Origin of the sequence: Mucilaginibacter sp. Mucisp86 (assembly GCF_047324315.1) — a bacterium.
Lineage (GTDB): Bacteria > Bacteroidota > Bacteroidia > Sphingobacteriales > Sphingobacteriaceae > Mucilaginibacter.
The window spans coordinates 5,204,725-5,224,387 of the sequence record NZ_CP168503.1; the positions used below are offsets into that span (position 1 = coordinate 5,204,725).

19 protein-coding genes are annotated in these 19,663 nt (G+C 42.3%); 18 read left to right on the forward strand and 1 reads right to left on the reverse strand.

Annotated elements, in window-relative coordinates:
• Positions 1-3: 3 nt before the first annotated feature.
• From ACEN9X_RS21940 to ACEN9X_RS21980, 9 genes are all read left to right on the forward strand, one after another.
• Positions 4-507, forward strand: a complete 504-nt coding sequence (locus tag ACEN9X_RS21940; RefSeq protein WP_413667167.1) for a transposase — start codon at positions 4-6, stop codon at positions 505-507.
• A 135-nt stretch (positions 508-642) separates the two neighbouring features.
• Positions 643-1,995: a DEAD/DEAH box helicase gene (locus ACEN9X_RS21945; RefSeq protein ID WP_413667168.1), complete on the forward strand. Its 1,353-nt coding sequence runs from the start codon at positions 643-645 to the stop codon at positions 1,993-1,995.
• A 9-nt stretch (positions 1,996-2,004) separates the two neighbouring features.
• On the forward strand, positions 2,005-2,271 hold the full coding sequence (locus tag ACEN9X_RS21950) for a hypothetical protein (protein ID WP_091211280.1): 267 nt from the start codon (positions 2,005-2,007) through the stop codon (positions 2,269-2,271).
• Positions 2,272-2,279: 8 nt separating this feature from the next.
• The gene (gene gldC, locus ACEN9X_RS21955; RefSeq protein WP_091211281.1) at positions 2,280-2,612 is read left to right on the forward strand and encodes a gliding motility protein GldC; all 333 of its coding nucleotides are present in this window, start codon (positions 2,280-2,282) and stop codon (positions 2,610-2,612) included.
• A 10-nt stretch (positions 2,613-2,622) separates the two neighbouring features.
• Entirely contained in the window at positions 2,623-3,060 is a 438-nt protein-coding gene (locus tag ACEN9X_RS21960; protein WP_413667169.1) for a hypothetical protein, read from the forward strand.
• Between the two features lie 87 nt (positions 3,061-3,147).
• Positions 3,148-6,603, forward strand: coding sequence for a response regulator (locus ACEN9X_RS21965; RefSeq protein WP_413667170.1), 3,456 nt, complete (start codon positions 3,148-3,150; stop codon positions 6,601-6,603).
• 2 nt (positions 6,604-6,605) lie between these two features.
• On the forward strand, positions 6,606-7,436 hold the full coding sequence (locus tag ACEN9X_RS21970; RefSeq protein ID WP_413667171.1) for a CheR family methyltransferase: 831 nt from the start codon (positions 6,606-6,608) through the stop codon (positions 7,434-7,436).
• Entirely contained in the window at positions 7,426-8,013 is a 588-nt protein-coding gene (locus ACEN9X_RS21975) for a chemotaxis protein CheB (protein ID WP_413667172.1), read from the forward strand. The genes ACEN9X_RS21970 and ACEN9X_RS21975 overlap by 11 nt, the downstream gene beginning before the upstream one ends.
• A gap of 26 nt (positions 8,014-8,039) precedes the next feature.
• Complete coding sequence (locus ACEN9X_RS21980; RefSeq protein ID WP_413667173.1) at positions 8,040-9,968, forward strand: response regulator; 1,929 nt, start codon at positions 8,040-8,042, stop codon at positions 9,966-9,968.
• Here ACEN9X_RS21980 and ACEN9X_RS21985 read toward each other — a convergent pair.
• Positions 9,965-10,450, reverse strand: coding sequence for a methylated-DNA--[protein]-cysteine S-methyltransferase (locus ACEN9X_RS21985; RefSeq protein WP_413667174.1), 486 nt, complete (start codon positions 10,448-10,450; stop codon positions 9,965-9,967). The genes ACEN9X_RS21980 and ACEN9X_RS21985 overlap by 4 nt on opposite strands.
• 93 nt (positions 10,451-10,543) lie before the next feature.
• Here ACEN9X_RS21985 and ACEN9X_RS21990 point away from each other — a divergent pair, with 93 nt between their 5' ends.
• From ACEN9X_RS21990 to ACEN9X_RS22030, 9 genes are all read left to right on the forward strand, one after another.
• Complete coding sequence (locus ACEN9X_RS21990) at positions 10,544-11,227, forward strand: heme exporter protein CcmB (protein ID WP_413667175.1); 684 nt, start codon at positions 10,544-10,546, stop codon at positions 11,225-11,227.
• A 163-nt stretch (positions 11,228-11,390) separates the two neighbouring features.
• Entirely contained in the window at positions 11,391-12,575 is a 1,185-nt protein-coding gene (locus ACEN9X_RS21995; RefSeq protein ID WP_413667176.1) for a carboxypeptidase-like regulatory domain-containing protein, read from the forward strand.
• A gap of 115 nt (positions 12,576-12,690) precedes the next feature.
• The gene (ccsA, locus tag ACEN9X_RS22000) at positions 12,691-13,365 is read left to right on the forward strand and encodes a cytochrome c biogenesis protein CcsA (RefSeq protein WP_243480982.1); all 675 of its coding nucleotides are present in this window, start codon (positions 12,691-12,693) and stop codon (positions 13,363-13,365) included.
• Between the two features lies 1 nt (position 13,366).
• A complete protein-coding gene (locus tag ACEN9X_RS22005) occupies positions 13,367-13,576 on the forward strand; it encodes a CcmD family protein (RefSeq protein WP_091211293.1) in 210 nt (69 codons plus the stop codon).
• Positions 13,577-13,728: 152 nt separating this feature from the next.
• Positions 13,729-15,165 (forward strand): Glu/Leu/Phe/Val family dehydrogenase, encoded by a 1,437-nt coding sequence (locus tag ACEN9X_RS22010; RefSeq protein ID WP_413667177.1) that lies wholly within the window; start codon positions 13,729-13,731, stop codon positions 15,163-15,165.
• A 125-nt stretch (positions 15,166-15,290) separates the two neighbouring features.
• Positions 15,291-15,818, forward strand: coding sequence for a hypothetical protein (locus ACEN9X_RS22015; RefSeq protein WP_413667178.1), 528 nt, complete (start codon positions 15,291-15,293; stop codon positions 15,816-15,818).
• A gap of 195 nt (positions 15,819-16,013) precedes the next feature.
• Positions 16,014-16,424 (forward strand): cytochrome c maturation protein CcmE, encoded by a 411-nt coding sequence (locus ACEN9X_RS22020; protein ID WP_090524409.1) that lies wholly within the window; start codon positions 16,014-16,016, stop codon positions 16,422-16,424.
• Between the two features lie 9 nt (positions 16,425-16,433).
• A complete protein-coding gene (ccsA, locus tag ACEN9X_RS22025) occupies positions 16,434-18,896 on the forward strand; it encodes a cytochrome c biogenesis protein CcsA (RefSeq protein WP_413667179.1) in 2,463 nt (820 codons plus the stop codon).
• A 10-nt stretch (positions 18,897-18,906) separates the two neighbouring features.
• Positions 18,907-19,617, forward strand: coding sequence for a phytanoyl-CoA dioxygenase family protein (locus ACEN9X_RS22030; RefSeq protein ID WP_413667180.1), 711 nt, complete (start codon positions 18,907-18,909; stop codon positions 19,615-19,617).
• The last annotated feature ends 46 nt before the right edge of the window (positions 19,618-19,663 follow it).

Below are 19,663 nucleotides of genomic sequence, written 5' to 3' on the forward strand. Positions count from 1 at the left end.
ACAATGGAAAATATAACTTCAAACTATCTGGCAAGGGCCGAAATATGGCTTTGCACCACTACGCTTATCTACTTTCTGATGAACGGGGCGCAAATTTTTGAAACCCTTGTTTTTGTTCCCAAATGGACGGTTTCGCCGCCAGATAATTTTAAACTTCTGCTGGATGGAAAAGGCGCAAGCCTTAAAAGTTTTTGGATCGGATTACACTCTTTTCACGAAATCACATTTATTCTTGCCCTCGTTTTCTGTTGGAAAATTGACCCTGTCAAAAACTGGCTTTTAATTTTGTTTGCAGTTCATATCGCCGTTAGGGTGTGGACATTATCGTTCTTTGCCCCTAATATTATTAATTTTCAGAAAATGGCAGTGACACAGGCTCCTTCAACAGACTTGTTGAACAGGACTGCACTTTGGCAAACACTCAACTATGTAAGGGTTGCCATTTTCATTGCCATCTCCTGCGGACTTATTCCGCTTTGCATTAAATTATTTGGCATACGCCAATAAAATCATATTAATTTCTTTTATCTCTTACCCAACCGTCTTGCCTCCTGATTCTTGACTTCCTGCTTCTATTAAATTCCTGACACCGCCGTGTTCCGGGCATTGTTCCTACTTCAACAAAAAGCCTATCTTTGCGGCATGGCAGTAACCTTTGATGATTTTAAATTTAACCGGCAAATTTTGAACGCAATAGCCGATGCCGGTTATACGGAAGCTACGCCTATCCAGCAAAAGGCCATTCCTCCTATATTGAACGGGCAGGATGTAATGGGTATAGCGCAAACTGGTACTGGTAAAACGGCAGCCTATGTATTGCCCATCATCATGAAGCTGAAATATGCACAGGGAGAGCATGCCCGGGCTTTGATCATTTCGCCTACACGCGAGCTGGCCATGCAGATTGAGGAAAATATCAGGGCTTTTGCCGCTTATACTGATTTACGGGTTGTTTTGCTTTACGGAGGCCTCGGCCCTAAAACACAAATAGAGCAGGTAAAAAAAGGTGTGGACATTATCGTGGCAACACCGGGCAGGTTTATGGATATTTACCTTGCCGGGCATATCATGACCAAACCATTGCAGGTGCTGGTACTTGACGAAGCCGATAAAATGATGGATATGGGCTTTATGCCCCAGATAAACCGCATATTGGAAGTGGTACCTGTGAAAAGGCAAAACCTGCTTTTTTCGGCTACCATGAGTGAGAAGGTGCACCAGCTTTCGGCCAACTTTTTGGAGTTCCCAACGGTTATTGAGGTTACCCCACAGGCTACGCCGGCACAAACGGTTAACCAGCATTTATATCATGTGCCCAATATCAAAACCAAAATAAACCTGCTCAAAAAACTGCTCGATAACGAGGGAGAGATCACCAAACTGATTGTTTTTTGCAAAACCCGCGCAGTGGCCGAAGATGTGTTTAAATTTCTTACCCGCAAATTTGGCGAAGATGAAGTGAAAGTACTCCACGCTAATAAGGGACAAAATACACGTATCAACTCCATCAATTCATTCAAAAACGATGATGTGAAGATATTGGTAGCTACGGATGTGGCATCGCGGGGAATTGATGTAAGCGATGTAAGCCACGTAATTAACTTTGATGTGCCGGTGGTTTATGAAGATTATGTACACAGGATTGGCCGTACGGGTCGTGCGCTGCAATCGGGCGAGGCCATTACTTTTGCTACACCATCTGAAGAGTATTATATCCGCAAAATTGAAAAACTCATCAAGCAAACCATCCCGGTTGAAAATATTCCCGATGATGTGTTTATTGAGGAGACCCCATATGAGGAACGCCAGGATCAGGCTCGGGAAATAGATACTCAAAAACGTAAAGAAGATCCCGATTTTAAAGGGGCTTTCCACGAAAAGAAATCCCTTAACCAGCGTAAAAAGTTTGATGCCAATAAGGATAAAGCTAAATACGGCTCAAAGGCGGCAAGGCAGGGTAGCGGCCGATCATCCAAAAGCAAAAAAAGACATTAAGCCTAATCAATGAAATTCAGATTTACCCCTTTAAACTTTTTTACCGCGTTTTTGGTGGCGGTAGCAGCCTATGTTTTTATTTATGGAGCTGGCATAGCCGGCCGACCGCTTGAACATTGGGGAGGCACAATAGGCTGGATCTTTTTACTGTTTGCCTTTGTGGTTTTTGTGATTGATATCATGTTCCGCAACTTTTTTATCGAAACCAAAAAAATATGGATGGTGGAGACATTCTTCATTGTTCTGGTTATTATTATATTCTTACTTGTTAAATAAAATTTGAAATGAAAACCGCTGAAATAAAGCTTACCGTTACGCTTGATGATAATAACGTTCCTGAACATATCCTTTGGGAATCAACCGATTCAACTAACAAAGAGGCCCTGCCTGTAAAATCAATGATGCTTGCCCTTTGGGACCAGAGCTACCAGAATACCCTGCGTATCGACCTTTGGACAAAGGACATGCCTGTTGATGAAATGAAACGCTTTTTCTACGAAACACTGCAAACTATGGGGGATAGCTTTTTACGTGCAACAGGCGAAAAAAATATAGTAGAAGACCTGCGCGACTACTGCGCCCACTTTGCCGATAAAATGGAGATCACTCAAAAATAACAACCTAAATATGCGCCTTAGCTCAATTTTATCATTTGTAGGCTTTGCCCTGCTATTTGCAGCAACTTATTGCCCTCTGCTGCGGGTATTCCACGTAACCAGCTGGAATATTTATAAGCTTAACCAGCCGTATGGCCTGGTGCTTTTACTGGTAGCGGTTGTTGGCATCATTGTATCGTTCCTTAACCAGGCTAAAATTATGCGTGTTGCTGCCTGGCTTTCGGTGGTGCTTGTTGTGCTCTTGCTGGTTGCCGCCATTATGAAAGTAAATTCGGCATTCAGTTTTATACCGTTCAAGGGTATCAATAAATTTTTAACCAGTCAGCTTAAATTTCAGTGGGGTTGGTATGTAATGTTTGCCGGTCCGGTTTTGGCTTTGATTGGGGCTTTGAGTAGTAAACCAAAGGTTTTTATACCAACGGCTACAGATACTACCGCAGTAAATTAATATTCCTGGTATGTTTTATTGGCTGTAATGTTAACATTACAGCTTTTTTTTAAACATATTTGTAATTCAGATTAATACGAATACCTAATGTTAAAATTTTCTTTTCGCCAGCAGGTTTTAGCGGGCTTTGTGGTATCAATTATACTTGTTTTCATAGTTGGCGTTTTGTCTTACACCAGTATCCGCCAGTTTGAGGATGATAATGTTTGGGTTGATCATACGCAAAACGTTATTCGCTCGTCAAATAACCTGTTGCAGCATTTAATTGATGCCGAAACAGGGATGCGTGGTTACGGGGCAACCAACAAAAAAGCATTTCTTGACCCATACAACGAAGCGCTGCCCCGTATTGGTGTTGACCTGCAGGAGTTAAGAGATCTTACCAAAGACAATTTGATTCAACAAGCCCGTATTGATTCGTTAACATCATTAGTATCATCGCAGCGCGCTATATTAAAAACAGATATTGATACCCGCGAGGCCAAAGGTTTGGACTTTATGGTGCAAAACGATATGTTTTTGAATGGCAAGCACAATATGGACGTGATCAGATCGATCATAGCCAATATTATCAAATCAGAAAGCCAGTTTTTACAGGATCGTAAAAAAAGTTCGGAGACGGCATCCAACAGGGTTGTGCTCATCATTATTTTCGGTTCTATTATTTTCCTGATCATTATATTGGTATTGTTCTTCTACATCCAAAAAACTTTTGATCAGCAAAAGAAAATTGAAGAAGAAATTCGTGTTGCCAATATTGAGCTTGGTAAAGTACTTGCCGACAATGAAGCCAAAAACTGGCTGCTTACAGGTACCGGTCAGCTCAACGAAAAAATGCAGGGCCAGCAGGTTGAAAAGGAATTATCAAATAATATTTTATCAGAGGTTTGTACTTACACCAATGCAGCTACAGGTACGTTTTACCTGTTTAATGAAGATAACGGAAAACTGGAACTTTATGCTTCGTATGCTTTCCACAATCCTGATTTCGTTAAAAAATCGGTTCAAATGGGCGAAGGCTGGCTTGGCCAGGTAGCTAAAGACGGTAAGGCCGCGGTTGTAAAAGGCAAATTGAATGATAAGCTTGAACTTTCATCATCAGTATTAAAAACTGAACTGGCCGAATCATTTATTATACCTTTCTTTTTTGATAAAAAGTTAAAAGGGGTAATGGAGGTTGCTTTTAATGAAGGGATTTCAAAAAATAAATCGGAATATCTTTTAGCGATTGCCGGTGATATCGGTATAGCTGTTAATACGTCGCAGGCGCGTACCATTATGCACGACCTGTACGAGGAAACCCAGCAACAGGCCGAAGAGCTGGAAGCTCAACAGGAGGAGCTTCGTGTCACTAACGAAGAACTTGTTCAAAAAACAGAAGAGCTGCAGGCATCGGAGGAAGAGCTTCGCGTACAGCAGGAAGAGCTTCGCACCACCAATGCCGAATTAGAAGAAAAAGCCAGCCTGCTTGAAGAAAAGAACCAGGCCATTGAAGAGGCGCGCCGGGCCATTGACCTTAAAGTTGAAGAGCTGGAAACAACTGGTAAATATAAATCGGAGTTTTTGGCTAACATGAGCCATGAACTGCGTACCCCGCTTAACAGTATCCTGGTATTGGCGCGTATTCTTAAAGATAACAAGCCTGCTAACCTTTCTGAAGATCAGATTAAATATGCCAGCGTGATCTTCAATGCCGGTAATGATTTACTTACATTGATTAATGATATCCTCGACCTGTCAAAAATTGAATCGGGCAAGCTGGATATGCAAAATGAGGATATTAAGGTAAAGGATATTGTAGGCGATATGGAAATGCTGTTCGCCGAAGTGGCCAGCAACAAAAAAATCAATTATACCACAAATATAGCTAAAGAACTACCTCAAACCATATTTACCGATAAGGTACGACTTGAGCAGGTAGTCAAAAATCTGTTAAGTAATGCATTTAAGTTTACGGCTGAGAATGGCTCTATCGCTATCAATGTAAGGCCGGGTGCAAAAGATAAAACCATCAGTTTTGCCATTAAGGATTCGGGAATAGGAATCCCTGCCGATAAGCAGAAAGTAATATTTGAAGCATTTCAACAGGCCGATGGCTCAACAAGCCGCAAATACGGCGGTACCGGTTTAGGCCTATCTATAAGCCGGGAGCTCGCTTTCCTTTTGGGCGGCAGCATAAGTTTGAGCAGTGAGCCGGGTATCGGCAGTGAGTTTGTGCTTACTGTGCCTTATGAAGCAAAACTTGTGGCTACCGTTGAAGACGTGATACTGCCAACCACAGAAACCTTTAAGGCAGCTGCCGAATTTTTGGCGCCGGCTAAAGCCGGACCGCGAGATCCGGGCAGAGAGCCTTTGGTAGTGATTGTTGAAGATGATAAAAATTTTGCCAACATATTGCAGGATTACGCCCGCGACCATGGTTATAAATCAATTATGGTATATGAGGGCACCCGTGCTGTTGAAATTGTTAAGGAGGCCAGGCCTGATGCTGTGATATTGGATATTATGCTGCCTGGTAAAGATGGCTGGCAGATATTAAAGGAGTTGAAGAACCACGAAGATACGATGCATATCCCGGTTCACCTGATGTCTGCCGGAGATGCTGCTGCAAACCGTGTGCGTAAGGAAGGGGCAATCAACTTCATGAAAAAGCCTATCAATACCGAAACGCTGGATAAGCTTTTTGCTGATATCATGGTACAAAGTGGCACCAGGTTTAAACAGATACTGCTGGTTGAAGATCACAAAGCCCAAAGCCAGGCCCTGAAAGATCTGATGCAAAGCCAGGGTATCACTGTAGATCAGGCTTTTGACGGGGAGTCGGCATTCAGGATGCTGCATGAAAACGAATATCAGTGCGTGATCCTTGACCTTAACCTGCCTGATATTTCGGGCCTGGATCTGTTGGATAAGATTAAGGAAGTTGACCGGTTTGCTGCATTGCCGGTTATTATCAATACCGCAATGGAACTTGATAAAACATCAGTAAACAGGTTGATGCATTATGCCAATGCCATGGTGGTTAAAACCAATAAATCATCCGACAGGCTGATTGACGAGGTTAACCTGTTCCTCAACAAGATTAGTGAAACTGCCAATACCACAACGCCGCAGGCTTCACCTGTGGCACCTGCTAAACCTAAAACGTTAACTAAAGGTAAGGAAGCCATTAAGGGGAAAAAAGTGCTTATTGTTGATGATGATATGCGAAACATCTTTGCGCTGAGCAGCGCCCTGCAAACTTATGACCTTAATGTAGAGATAGCCAACGACGGGGAAGAAGCCATTGCAAAACTGGAAGATGTAAAAGATATTGATATTGTGCTTATGGATATCATGATGCCTAAAATGGATGGTTACGAGGCCACCAGGCATATCCGCAAGCAAAACAAATGGGCAAAGTTGCCTGTAATAGCATTAACGGCAAAAGCAATGAAAGACGACCGCGAAAAATGCATAGCGGCCGGCGCCAACGATTATATCACTAAACCGGTTGATATGGACAGGCTTATTTCATTGATGCAGCTATGGCTTGAACGTTAGTTATGGATACAGCGGAGGGAATTATATCAAATGCACAGGTGCATGAACTTATTGATATTGTAAGAAAGGTTCATGGGTTTGATTTTTCGGGTTATACCAAAGCATCATTAAAACGGAGGTTGACCCGCATCATGCTGCTCAATAAGTTTGAGTTTTATGACCTTAAACACGTGCTTATTAATAACGCTGAGTTTTTTCAGAATTTCCTGGAGGAGATTACGGTTAACGTAACCGAGATGTTCCGCGATCCTTCATTTTACCGTGCGGTTAATACCCAGGTTGTTCCGTACCTTTCAACCTATCAGCACACTAAAATCTGGAGCGCGGGCTGCTCAACAGGCGAGGAGGTATACTCCATGGCCATATTGCTGAACGAGGCAGGGTTGGGTAAAAAGTCGTTCATATATGGTACAGATATCAATACCGAGGTGCTGAGGGAGGCCCGTAAGGGTATTTACAGTTTACGCAACATAAAAAGTTATGCCGAAAACTATCAATACACTGGTTTAAAGGGTTCAATTACCGATCATTTTACTATTTTGTACGATGCTGCATCGATACATAATGAGTTAAAGCAGAATACGTTATTTTCAGTACATAATTTAATATCTGATACGGTATTTAATGAGTTTCAGATGATAAGCTGCCGGAATGTTTTTATTTATTTTGAAACGTTTCTGCAGGAGCGGATCCTTGACCTGTTTTACAAAAGCCTTTGCCCGCTGGGATATTTATGCCTTGGCAGCAAAGAAACTATCCGGTCCGATTCGTTTAAAAGTAAGTTTAAGGTGATCAACCAAAAGGAAAACATTTATCAAAAAGTTGGGACCTGATAAAAAGTTACTGGAAAGATGGCATGACGCCCAGATAGTGTTATTTGGGGGCTCGGCAGGCTCGTTTAAAATTTTGTTCAGGATCATAAAAGATCTTCCCGAAAAACTGGGAAAAACGGTAATCCTTATCATACACAGGAAAAAAAACTTTTTCAGCGAAATAGAAAAACTGTTTGCTGAAAATAGCCGTATGTACATGCGCGAAATTGAGGATAAGGATATTCTTAAAACGAATACCATGTATATTGCTCCTGCAAACTACCATACGCTAATTGAGGAAGGCGGCTATTTTAGCCTGGATGTTTCGGAACCGGTATGGTATTCAAAACCATCGATAGATGTTACTTTTGAAAGTGCTGCCGAGGTTTACGGTGATAAATGTATCGCCATATTGCTTTCGGGGGCCAACCAGGACGGCGCCGAAGGTTTATTAAAATTGAAGAAGAGCGGCAGCCTTACTATAGCGCAGGAGCCGGGCGACGCAGAAATGGGCGAAATGCCAAGGGCAGCTATAAATTTAGGCGCTGCCGAATATGTTTTAACTCAGGATGAGATTTTTAAGCTTTTACTATCGTAACAATCACCAACCCCAATAAATATTAAATGACCCCTGTTAATATTCTTATAGTTGATGACAGAGAAGAGAACATCATTGCTCTGGAGGCATTGCTTAAACGCGATGATATCAAAATATTTTCTACAACATCGCCAAACGAGGCCCTTAAAATAGCCTGGGAAACCAATATCGCTATAGCATTAGTTGATGTGCAAATGCCCGAAATGGATGGTTTTGAGCTGGTTGAAATGCTTAAATCAAATCCGCGTACCAAAGATATCATGGTGATTTTTGTAACGGCTATTTCAAAAGAAGCCAAGTATGCGGTTAAAGGTCTCGGTACCGGGGCTGTTGATTACCTTTATAAACCGCTTGATCCTTACATCACATCGGCTAAGGTTGATTCATTTGTACAACTGGCCCGTAACCAGGCCGAAATAAAGCAAAAGAATGATGTGCTGCAGGATTATGCCATTGTGGTAAAAAACTCGGCCGATATCATCGCTTCGGTTGATGCGCAGAGCCTCCGCATAGCGAATATAAACCCAACTGTCGAAAAGATAATGGGTTTTAAACCGGAAGAACTGACCGGTAAAAGTATTGTTGACCTGGCTATTGATGATCATAGGACAGCCTTTCGAAAAAAACTGGGCGAGATCATTAAAGACAATTTGAGCTTTGCCATTTTTGAGTTTAAGTTCGAAACTTTTGATAAAAGGGTAATTTGGGTAGAATGCCGGGCAGCTTACCGCAATAAAACCATCTTTATCAATATCAGCGATATTTCTCCGCAAAAAAGTTACCAGGAGCAGCTCATCAAATCAAAAGAAAACGCAGAGTACAGCAAAAAGGTAAAGGAAACTTTTTTGGCTAACATGAGCCATGAACTGCGTACACCGGTTAATGGCATTATTGGCATTACATCGCTTTTACGCAAAACAAACTTAACCGATCAGCAAAAAGGCATGCTCGATCTGCTCGATACTTCGTCAAAATCTTTATTAGGTGTGATAAACGATGTGCTTGATATCTCGAAGATAGAGGCCGGCAAATTCAGCATTGTACGTGCCGCAAATAATGTTTACGATATTGTAAACTCAGTTTTCAACCTGCTTAAGTTTAAGGCCGACGAAAATGATATCGAATTTTTGCTCGATATTGAAGAGGAAGTACCGCAATATCTTATGCTTGATTCATTGCGCCTTAATCAGATATTGATGAACTTATTGAGCAATGCTCTTAAGTTTACCGAAAGGGGATATGTAAAGCTTAAGATCACTGTACTTCAAAAGCATAATGATAAGGTAAAACTAAAGTTCAGCGTTGAGGATACCGGTATAGGGATCCCGGCCGACAGGCTTAACCGGATCTTTGAATCATTTGAACAGGCCGAAGAAGATACCGTAAGTAAATATGGAGGTACCGGTCTTGGCTTAACTATAGTGAAAAAGCTTGCCGAATTAAAAGGGGGCGAGCTTACAGTAAGCAGCCAGGTAGGCAGGGGCAGCACTTTCAATTTTGTAAACTGGTATACCATCAGTCTTAAACCTAAAGATAAGTTAACGCCTAAGAAAGACAGGGTACTGCCGCCATTTAACAACATAAAGGTACTGGTGGCCGAGGATAATATGGTAAATCAGTTCATGCTCTCGAAAATATTAAAGGATTGGAACGTAGAGGTTGAGATGGTTGATAATGGCCGCAAGGTTATTGAGAAACTCACCAATAAAGATTACGACATTATTTTAATGGATACCCACATGCCCGAAATGAACGGTTACCAGGCAGCCAAAACCATCAGGGTTGATTTTGAGGAGCCCAAACGGAGCACGCCAATTATATCGTTATCGGCCGCAAGTTATGACCATGAGCAGCAGGAGGCTTTAACGGCGGGGATGAATGATGTGCTTTCGAAGCCATTCCAACCGTATCAGCTGCATGAGAAAATATCGAGGTTGTTGAGGGTTGATGTTTAAAACTCAAGCTTGGTTTGCCCAACGCCCAGCACCTTTGCCTCATGTTCAAGTAGCCATTTTTTACGCCAAACGCCTCCTGCGTAACCTGTAAGGCTGCCGTCTGAGCCTATTACCCGGTGACATGGTACTACAACCCACAGGTGGTTTCGGCCATTAGCAGAAGCTATTGCACGTATAGCTAAGGGATTACTCATTTGGTTAGACTGCTGGGCATAGGTAATGGTTGTTCCATACGGAATGCGCAATAACTCGTCCCAAACCTGTTGTTGAAATTCGCTGCCTTGTTGCTTTATCGGAAAAGTAAAATCTTTCCTTGTGCCTGCAAAATATTCATTTAACTGGTCAATAGCTGTTTGCAATAACTGAGTGGGAGCAGGTTCAATTTCATATTCCTCGTCCCGTATCGATACTGATGCTATAAAGCCATCTTCTTCGGTAATGCGGGCAATGCCAACCGGTGTGCGGAAATAAGCTATGGGCATAGGTAATTGGTATATTGTATTCAAAATTAAGCTAATTTTTTTAGCTTGTCAAATCCCCGCCGTCACTCGCGGGTAATTATTACATTTGCGGTCATGAAACTTATTAACGAAACCTGGTACCTGCTAAAAAAGGAAATTTTGCTGGAGTGGCGGTCTAAATATGCTTTTAATGGCGTTTTGCTATATGTGGTTTCAACAGTTTTTGTTTGTTATATTTCCCTTAATTTAAATCCCGGCTTTTCAAACAGTAGTGGTTACGCAATAGTTTGGAACGTATTGTTCTGGATCATTATGCTGTTTGCATCGGTAAATGCCATAGCCAAAAGCTTCATGCAGGAAAGTAAAAGCCGGTTACTCTACTACTATTCCATTGCCAGTCCTCAGGCCATTATCCTCTCTAAAACAATTTATAACATTTTGCTGATGGCTTTATTGAGCACATTGGCATTGGTGATTTTTAAAGTGTTTTTCCCTAATACCCTTGGCGACCCGCTGTATTATTTTCTTGCTGTTTTATTAGGAAGTGTAAGTTTTTCAACTGTATTTACCATGATCTCGGCCATTGCATCAAAGGCTGGCAATAACGGTACATTGATGGCTATATTAAGCTTTCCGGTTATCATCCCGGTTATACTGGTGCTTATTAAGTTGAGCAAGAGCGCTATGGATGGGGTAGACCGAAGCTTCTTTTATGGCAATATCGGCGTTTTGTGTGCTATCAACGCCATTGTTATAGCTACGGCACTGTTACTTTTCCCTTATTTGTGGCGCGATTGATCTGTTTGCCCTTTCTGCTATTATCCAAAAAAATCTTTAGTACATAAAATTGATTCAGGTTCAGGTAAACCCACCGCAACAAAAATTATACAACAACAATTCATCAACCGTTCATAAAAAATGTGTTTTTTAGTAGATTGAAAAAATATCCTAATTTTATTTAATGCGTTTTTATTGGTTTTTGCTTGTTGCGTTTTTATGTCCGCTTGTTGTTTCGGCACAAACCGGTACTATCACAGGTAAGGTGGTGCGGGCTGATACTAAAAGCCCGGTAGCCAATGCCAGCGTATTTTTAAATAATGCCACTTACGGCACTTCTACAGCAGAGGATGGAACTTTTACTTTGGCTGGTGTAAAGCCGGGGCAATACCAGTTGGTGGTTACCGGCGTAAGTATTGAAGAATATTCTACAACTGTACTGGTTGGCCGTGAACCTGCAAAATTGAGTATCGAGGTTAACCAAAAGGTGCTGATGCTGCGCGAAGTAGTGATCAGCAGCAGTGCCGACTGGAAAAAGAACTACGAACTGTTCAGGAAGGAATTTGTTGGCGATACTGAAAACGGCAAGGAGTGTAAAGTTACCAATCCGCATATCCTTAATATAATTTACCATAGAGGGAAACAGCAACTGGAAGCATCAGGCGATGAGTTTTTAGTGGTAGAGAACCTGGCGCTGGGCTATCGCACCAAATTTTTGCTGAAAAACTTTTTATATGATGCTATTGAGCATACTATCTCTTATTCAGGTAGTGCCCTGTTCGAAAACCTGCCCGGCAGTGCTGCTCAGAAGAAGCTTTGGAAACAAAAACGCGAACAGGCCTACTATGGTTCCGCCCAGCATTTTTACCGTTCGCTTTACAAAGGCAAACTAAAAGAAGAAGGGTTTGAGGCGCATGATTTTACGAGACAAATTAACCCTGAACGGCCTGAAGAAGCCGTGTTGATGCAGAAGATGAAAAAGTACCGTGAGGGCCCGCGCGATTCGGCAATGCGTTATTATAACCTGTCGAAAATGACTAAGTGGTATCGTGAAAACCTCGCGAAGCTGCCTTACCAGGAATTTGAGATCCTGCGTAAAACCCCGCAGGATGGCATCTATGCGCTTACTTTTCCTCACTTTTTATACGTTGTTTATACCAAGCGCGAGGAAACCACCGAATTTAAAGATGTTTACCATCCGCTGGATATGCCCAACTATGAAACCAGTATCATGACCAAATACTCAGGCTATATAGCTTTTGATATGAATGGTATTGTGGTATCAAGCCCGAGCCCGCTTTATGAGGGTTCATGGTCAAAAGCAAAGCTCGGCGATCTGCTGCCGGTGGATTATGAGCCGGGGGATTAGTTTGGTCATTAGGTCATTGCGTCATTAAGTCATTTTTTTATTTGCAGAGATAATGACTCAATGACCTGATGGATAATGACAATGAAATTTCCTTACATTTGCCTGTACAAATCATATGAAGTTTATTTATCAAACATGGTGGAAGGTAGCGGCTGTTTTGCTTGTATTATCTACCTTTTACACCGGCCTGGTTTTCAAAGCGCCGAGGCTGCCAATTATTCACGAAACCATCCGTAATTTGTATTTCCACGTACCTATGTGGATGGGGATGCTCACGGTATTTGTTGTATCGGTTTATTTCAGTATTAAGTACTTGCAAACGGGTAAAGAGGAGCACGACCTCGCCTCTGTTGAGTGTGTTAACACTGGTCTGCTGTTTTACAGTTTAGGCCTTTTAACCGGCATGCTTTGGGCAAAATATACCTGGGGCGAGTTTTGGAGCGGCGATCCTAAGCAAAACAGCGCTGCGATAGCATTTTTGCTGTATTGTGCTTACCTGGTGCTTCGTAACTCTATTGATGAAGAGCAGAAGCGGGCCAAGATCTCGGCTATCTACAACATATTCGCATTCCCGATCATGATCGTGCTGATATTTGTTTTGCCCCGTTTAACAGATTCATTGCACCCCGGCAGCGGCGGTAACCCTGCATTTGGTAAATACGACCTGGATAACGGCATGAAGATAGCCTTTTACCCGGCCATGCTGGGCTGGAGCTTTATTGCCCTTTGGATAGCAACCATCCGCTACCGCATCCGTTTAATTGAGAATAAGAAGAACGCTATAAATTAAGATGAAGAAATTAACGCTTTTATTGTTACTGCTTACGTTTTGTACCGCTGTTTTCGCGCAGCAGGGCCAGCAAGTTGAAATGGCCGACGCTCTGCGCCAATCGGGAAAAATTTACGTAGTTGTGGTAACTATTTCCATAATTTTTGTTGGCCTGGCCATTTACCTGTTTTCTATAGATCGCCGGTTAAAAAAAGTCGAAAACGAAAAGTAGTTCAAATAATATGTTTAAACAATTTAAACATATTTTTTATGGCGGTGTTGGGTGGTGTATAGGGCACACTAACTAAGAAATATTTGCAATATTGATAAAAATTGTACCAAATTTGCTCACTTTTTTAAGAGATTAATATTTATACAATAGTTATGGCTACGAATATTTTGATTGCCGACCAAGAAACACACTTCTTTAGCGATGTGTGTAAAAACTTCGATTACGCCGCCCAATTTACCAAACAGGATGCGGGCCTGCTTGATCAAATTAAATCATGTAACAGTGTTTACCGCTTCCGTTTCCCTATCCGCAGGGGCAACGGTTTCGAGGTAATTGACGCATGGCGTGTTGAGCACTCGCACCACCAGTCGCCAACCAAAGGCGGTATCCGCTACAGCGAAATGGTGAACGAGGACGAGGTGATGGCCCTCGCCGCGCTCATGACCTACAAATGTGCTATTGTAAATGTCCCGTTTGGTGGCGCGAAAGGCGGGATCAAAATAAATCCTAAAAATTACACGGTAAGCGAGCTGGAAAACATCACCCGCCGTTATACTGTTGAGTTAATCAAAAAGAACTTTATTGGCCCAAGCATTGACGTACCTGCACCTGACTATGGATCGGGTGAGCGCGAAATGAGTTGGATTGCCGATACTTATGCCACCATGAACCCCGGTCAGCTGGATGCTATGGGGGCGGTAACCGGTAAACCTATCGCCTTGCACGGTATTGCCGGCAGGAGGGAAGCAACCGGCCGTGGTGTAGCTATTGCTACACGCGAGTGTGTAAGCGTTGGCGAGGATATGCAAAAGATCGGTTTGCTGCCGGGCTTATCAGGCAAAAGGGTAATTGTACAGGGCCTTGGTAACGTAGGTTACTATTCGGCTAAGTTTTTATCCGAAATGGGAGCGATCATTGTTGGTCTTTGTGAGTTTGAAGGCGCTATTTATAATGAGAACGGTTTAGATATCGAGGCGGTATTCCAGCATCGTAAGGCTACCGGTTCTATTTTAGGCTACGCTGCTGCAGTACAAGAGTTTACCAATACCATGGAAGGTCTTGAGCAACCATGTGATATCCTGGTGCCTGCCGCCCTCGAAAATCAAATTACAGAAGCAAACATTCGCAACATACAGGCTAAGATCATTGTTGAAGGCGCTAACGGCCCAACCTCACCTGAAGCCGAAGCAATATTTTATGCCAATGGCGGCATGATTGTGCCTGATATGTTTGCCAATGCAGGCGGTGTAACTGTATCTTATTTTGAATGGTTAAAGAACCTGAGCCACGTAGCTTTCGGCCGCATGAACCGCAGGTTTGAAGAAAACTCCAACCTTAACCTGGTAAACATGGTTGAGGGGATTACCGGGGTAGCTTTGACCCCGATTCAACGTTCAACTATTATTAAAGGCGCATCAGAGCTTGAGCTGGTAAACTCAGGTTTGGAAGATACCATGATCCGTTCATACCACGAGATCAGGGAGATCTACAAAAGCAACCCTGAGATCGGCACGCTGCGTAATGCTGCTATGGTTGGTGCTATTAATAAGATAGCGGTATCTTACCAGAACCTGGGTATCTGGCCATAATTAAGGATTTAATAGTTTTATATATAACGAGGTGGGCTTGAAAAAGCTCATCTCGTTTTTGTTTTATAGAAATGCTAAATGTTGATTAGGGATTATGCATTAAATAAATTTCGCATATTTATCGAGTGTATAAGGCTATCCAAAAATTCAAGAATCAGCAACAGCAACAAAATAAAAAACGGGAATTAAAAGCCAAAAGATTAAAGATTGCAGAATATATTTTGTGGGGTATGTCCGTTGTATCCTTATGCTATGCATTTCATAAACTTGATGATACATTTGTTCCCCGTTGGCCTGTAGTGTCTATTTGGGTACTATCAGGTTTGGTTGTATCTGCTTTTCTTATTAAAGATATGAAAGTTTTCTGGGGAGGTGTTTTTTTCTCAGGAGCAATATCTGTTGCCGTACTGTTGCTTTTAAATAATGTTTTTTGTGATAAGCAGGAACGGGTTTTTAAAGTTAACATCAGGCATAAGTATCATGATGGTTCGAAAAGGAGGGCGCATGTAGACGTGGAATTCGGAGAAACTGACAGAAGCATACTCGCAATTAACGATGATCAGGTGGATACCTCTTCATACATTATACTGACATTGAATAGAGGATACCTGGGATATTACATTATAAGAAGTGCCAAATTTGTAAAAGATTAATCGGACATCGTCGCGATATGGATTACCGAATTTGCTATTCATTCTGGCAATTCTTTAAATTCAATAAATTCGGGTTCAGACAAATTTTCACCTATCAAGAATGATTCTAAATAATACATATGTCTTGTAATAAACATTATTCGCTGCACGTTTTGTATTTTTGCAAATCGTTATTTATAATAATATAAACCGCGGATGAAAAAAAGTGCAATTTTTGGTCTTGTTGTTATCGCTATAGCCATAGCGGTTATCATTAGTGTTTATTCAAGCTCAAGCACCTATGCTACCTTTGCCGAGGCGCAGCAAACCAGCAGTGAACTACATGTAATAGGCCATTTTAGCAAGGGAAAAGAAATGGTTTATGACGCAACTAAGGATGCTAATTATTTTTCATTTTATATGAAAGATAACAAAGGCGAGGAGCGTAAAGTTGTTTTTACCGGTACCAAACCGGAAGATTTTGAGCGTTCAGAGCAACTGGTACTTACCGGCCAGATGGTTGGCAGCGAGTTTCACGCCTCAAAAATCCTGATGAAATGTCCATCAAAATATACCCAGGATAAGTTAGAAGTTACAGAAGCGAAGGCTAAACAAGCCAGCATTTAATCATTTTTGATGAATACAGTTTTTAAGGGCGAACACCTTTTACCGGGACAAATCGGCCAGTTTTTTATTGTTCTTTCGTTTGGTGCAGCCCTGCTGTCATTCATAAGTTACTATTTTGCTACTACAGATGATGCCGGTAAGGCCGACAGCAACTGGCAGCGTTTAGGCCGTTTAGGTTTTTACGTAAATTCCATATCTATTTTAGGAATGGGCACCTGCCTGTTCTATGTGCTTTACAATCATTATTTTGAGTATCATTATGCCTGGGCTTATACTTCGCGTTCATTGCCTGTTTACTACCTGGTTTCGGGTTTCTGGAACGGACAGGAGGGGGGCTTTTTGCTTTGGGCTTTTTGGCAGGGCGTTTTAGGTAATGTGCTTATTGCAAGAGCTAAATCATGGGAGCGCCCTGTGATGACCGTTGTGGCCCTGTCGCAGGTGATATTGGGTACTATGGTACTGGGTATTGATATCTTCGGTCAGCGGATAGGCAGTTCGCCATTTTTGTTGTTACGTAACTCGGGTATAGAAGCGCCAATATTTTCACAGCCAAACTACCTCGACTTTATTAAAGACGGGCAGGGAATGAACCCTTCGTTGCAAAATTACTGGATGGTGATTCACCCGCCTACTTTATTCCTTGGCTTTGCTTCAATCGTTGTTCCGTTTGCTTATGCTGTTGCCGGGCTTTGGCAAAAACGCTATAAAGAATGGGTGCAACCGGCGTTATCGTACGCTTTATTTGGCTCCATGATATTGGGTACAGGTGTTATTATGGGTTCGTTTTGGGCATATGAGTCACTAAATTTCGGCGGCTTTTGGGCCTGGGACCCGGTAGAGAACGGCTCGATATTTCCATGGTTAACTATGGTGGCGGCATTGCACGTACTTATCGTATTTAAAAATACAGGCCACTCATATTTTACGGCTACAATGCTGGTGTTGCTGAGCTTTGTACTGGTATGGTACACATCATTCCTTTCAAGAAGCGGTATTTTAGGCGAAAGTTCAGTACATGCGTTTACCGATTTGGGTATGTTCTGGCAACTGGTGATTGGCATCCTGATATTCCTTGTTTTGTCGGTTTATGTATTGGTATGGCGATGGAAGGAACTGCCAATTACTAAAAAGGACGAAGAAACCTACTCACGCGAGTTTTGGATGTTTGTGGGGTCTGTGTTTTTAGGTCTGTCATGTTTTCACCTGATTGTAGTAACATCGGTACCAGTATGGAACGCCATGTTTGGCACCAAGATCGCACCTCCTTCTGATGCTGTTAAGCATTATAACGTGATCCAGTCGTCGTTTGCATTTGTGGTGACTTTACTTACCGGCTTCACGCAATTCCTGAAATATAAAAAGACAGATATCACCCGTTTTTTCATTACCACAGGTGTTTACCTTTTGTTTGCCATATTGGTAACGGCACTTGTTGTTTATTTAACCGGCGTTTATCGTCTTAATTTCGTTTTCAACCTCGTGATGTGCGGTTCAGTTTACTCGGTTATTGCCAATGCCAAAGTATTGGTTGATGCTTTTAAGGGTAAGTTTAAACTGGCAGGTTCGGCCGTGGCTCATTTGGGTTTTGGCTTGCTGATGGTTGGCGCGGTGATAGCGGCCGGTACCAGCAAAGTGGTATCTGAAAATGCCAGCGGTGTGGTTAATGTTCAGGGCTTTGATGCTAAAGCCGGCAATGCCCGCGAAAACATCATGATCTACAAAAATACACCTGTTAAAATGGGTGATTATACAGTTACTTACCTTGGCGACTCGATATCATCACCATACCATTTTTACAGGGTTGATTATAAAAAGTATGATGCTAACGGTAAATTGCTTGAAAACTTTGTGCTTAAGCCCAAAGTACAGGCCAGCCGTGATGCGGGAATGTCCTCTTCGCCTGATACCAAGCACTATTTATTAAATGACCTTTATACCCACGTTACTGCCATTCCAAGCGAAGGTTTTGCCATGCAGGGCGAAGCCGGGCATGACGAAGGTAATGATGATAAAAACTATGATGAGCCCGTAGCCCATGAAGTGGCTATTGGTGATACCATCAGGTACCGCGACGGCTTTATGCTGGTTAAATCATTAAACAAACAGGCTACCGTACAAAACATCCCGCTTACTGCCAATGATGTAGCTATTGGTGCTAATATCGAGGTGCATGCCCGCGACGGCAAAGTGTACAATGCCGAGCCTGTATTTATGATCAGGGGAGGGAATGTGTTTGACTTTGCGCGTAAGGTCGAGGATGCCGGTTTGAAGCTACGTTTTTCAAGGATCAATCCTGAGAATAAAAAGGTTGAGATCACAGTTTATCAGCAGCCTCAAAACAAGCGCCCATGGATTGTGATGCGCGCTATCAGCTTCCCATACATCAACTTCTTCTGGAGTGGTACTATCATTATGGTGATCGGCTTCCTGCTTTCTATCCAAAGGCGTAATAAAGAACTTAAAACAGTTTAATTTCTGTTAGATGGATTTAACCGGGCTCCGGTATCATATAGCTCATAACGGGTTTACTGTTATTGAGGATATTTATACCGGTGCCGAAGTTAATGCCACTATTGATGTTATCGAGTCGGCCGATAGATCGGGACCGCTGTTTCGCCAAACGGATGATGTATTTGCCATAAGGCAATTTCTGAAGGCTGTTCCGGATGCGTTTCCTCTTATATTTAATGACAGGCTAAGAAACGTTATCTCCAATATTTTTGGCGATGATTACTTTGCTGTTAAATCTATTTATTTTGATAAGCCCGGATCATCCAACTGGTTTGTAGCCTGGCACCAGGATTTGACCATCTCTGTGGATAACAAAGTTGATATAGCAGGTTATGGCCCCTGGACAGTTAAACATAACCAGTTTGGTGTGCAGCCACCAATAGATATCCTGCAGGATAACTTCACTATCCGCATTCATCTGGATGATACCGACGAAGGCAACGGTGCTTTGAAGATGCTGCCCGGTTCACATCTTAAAGAAATCTATCGCCCCGAAAACATCGACTGGCAACAGGAAACCGAAGTAAGTTGCAACGTACCGGCCGGTGGTATCATGATCATGAGGCCATTGCTTATGCATGCGTCAAACCGTACTACCAATAATAAAAAGAGGAGGGTAGTGCATATCGAATTTAGCAGGGCGAAGCTTGCTGAGGGAATTGATTGGGCGGAAAAATGCTAAAATAAAATGCAGACTTACGAAGTTTCAAAAACTTCGTAAGTCTTCG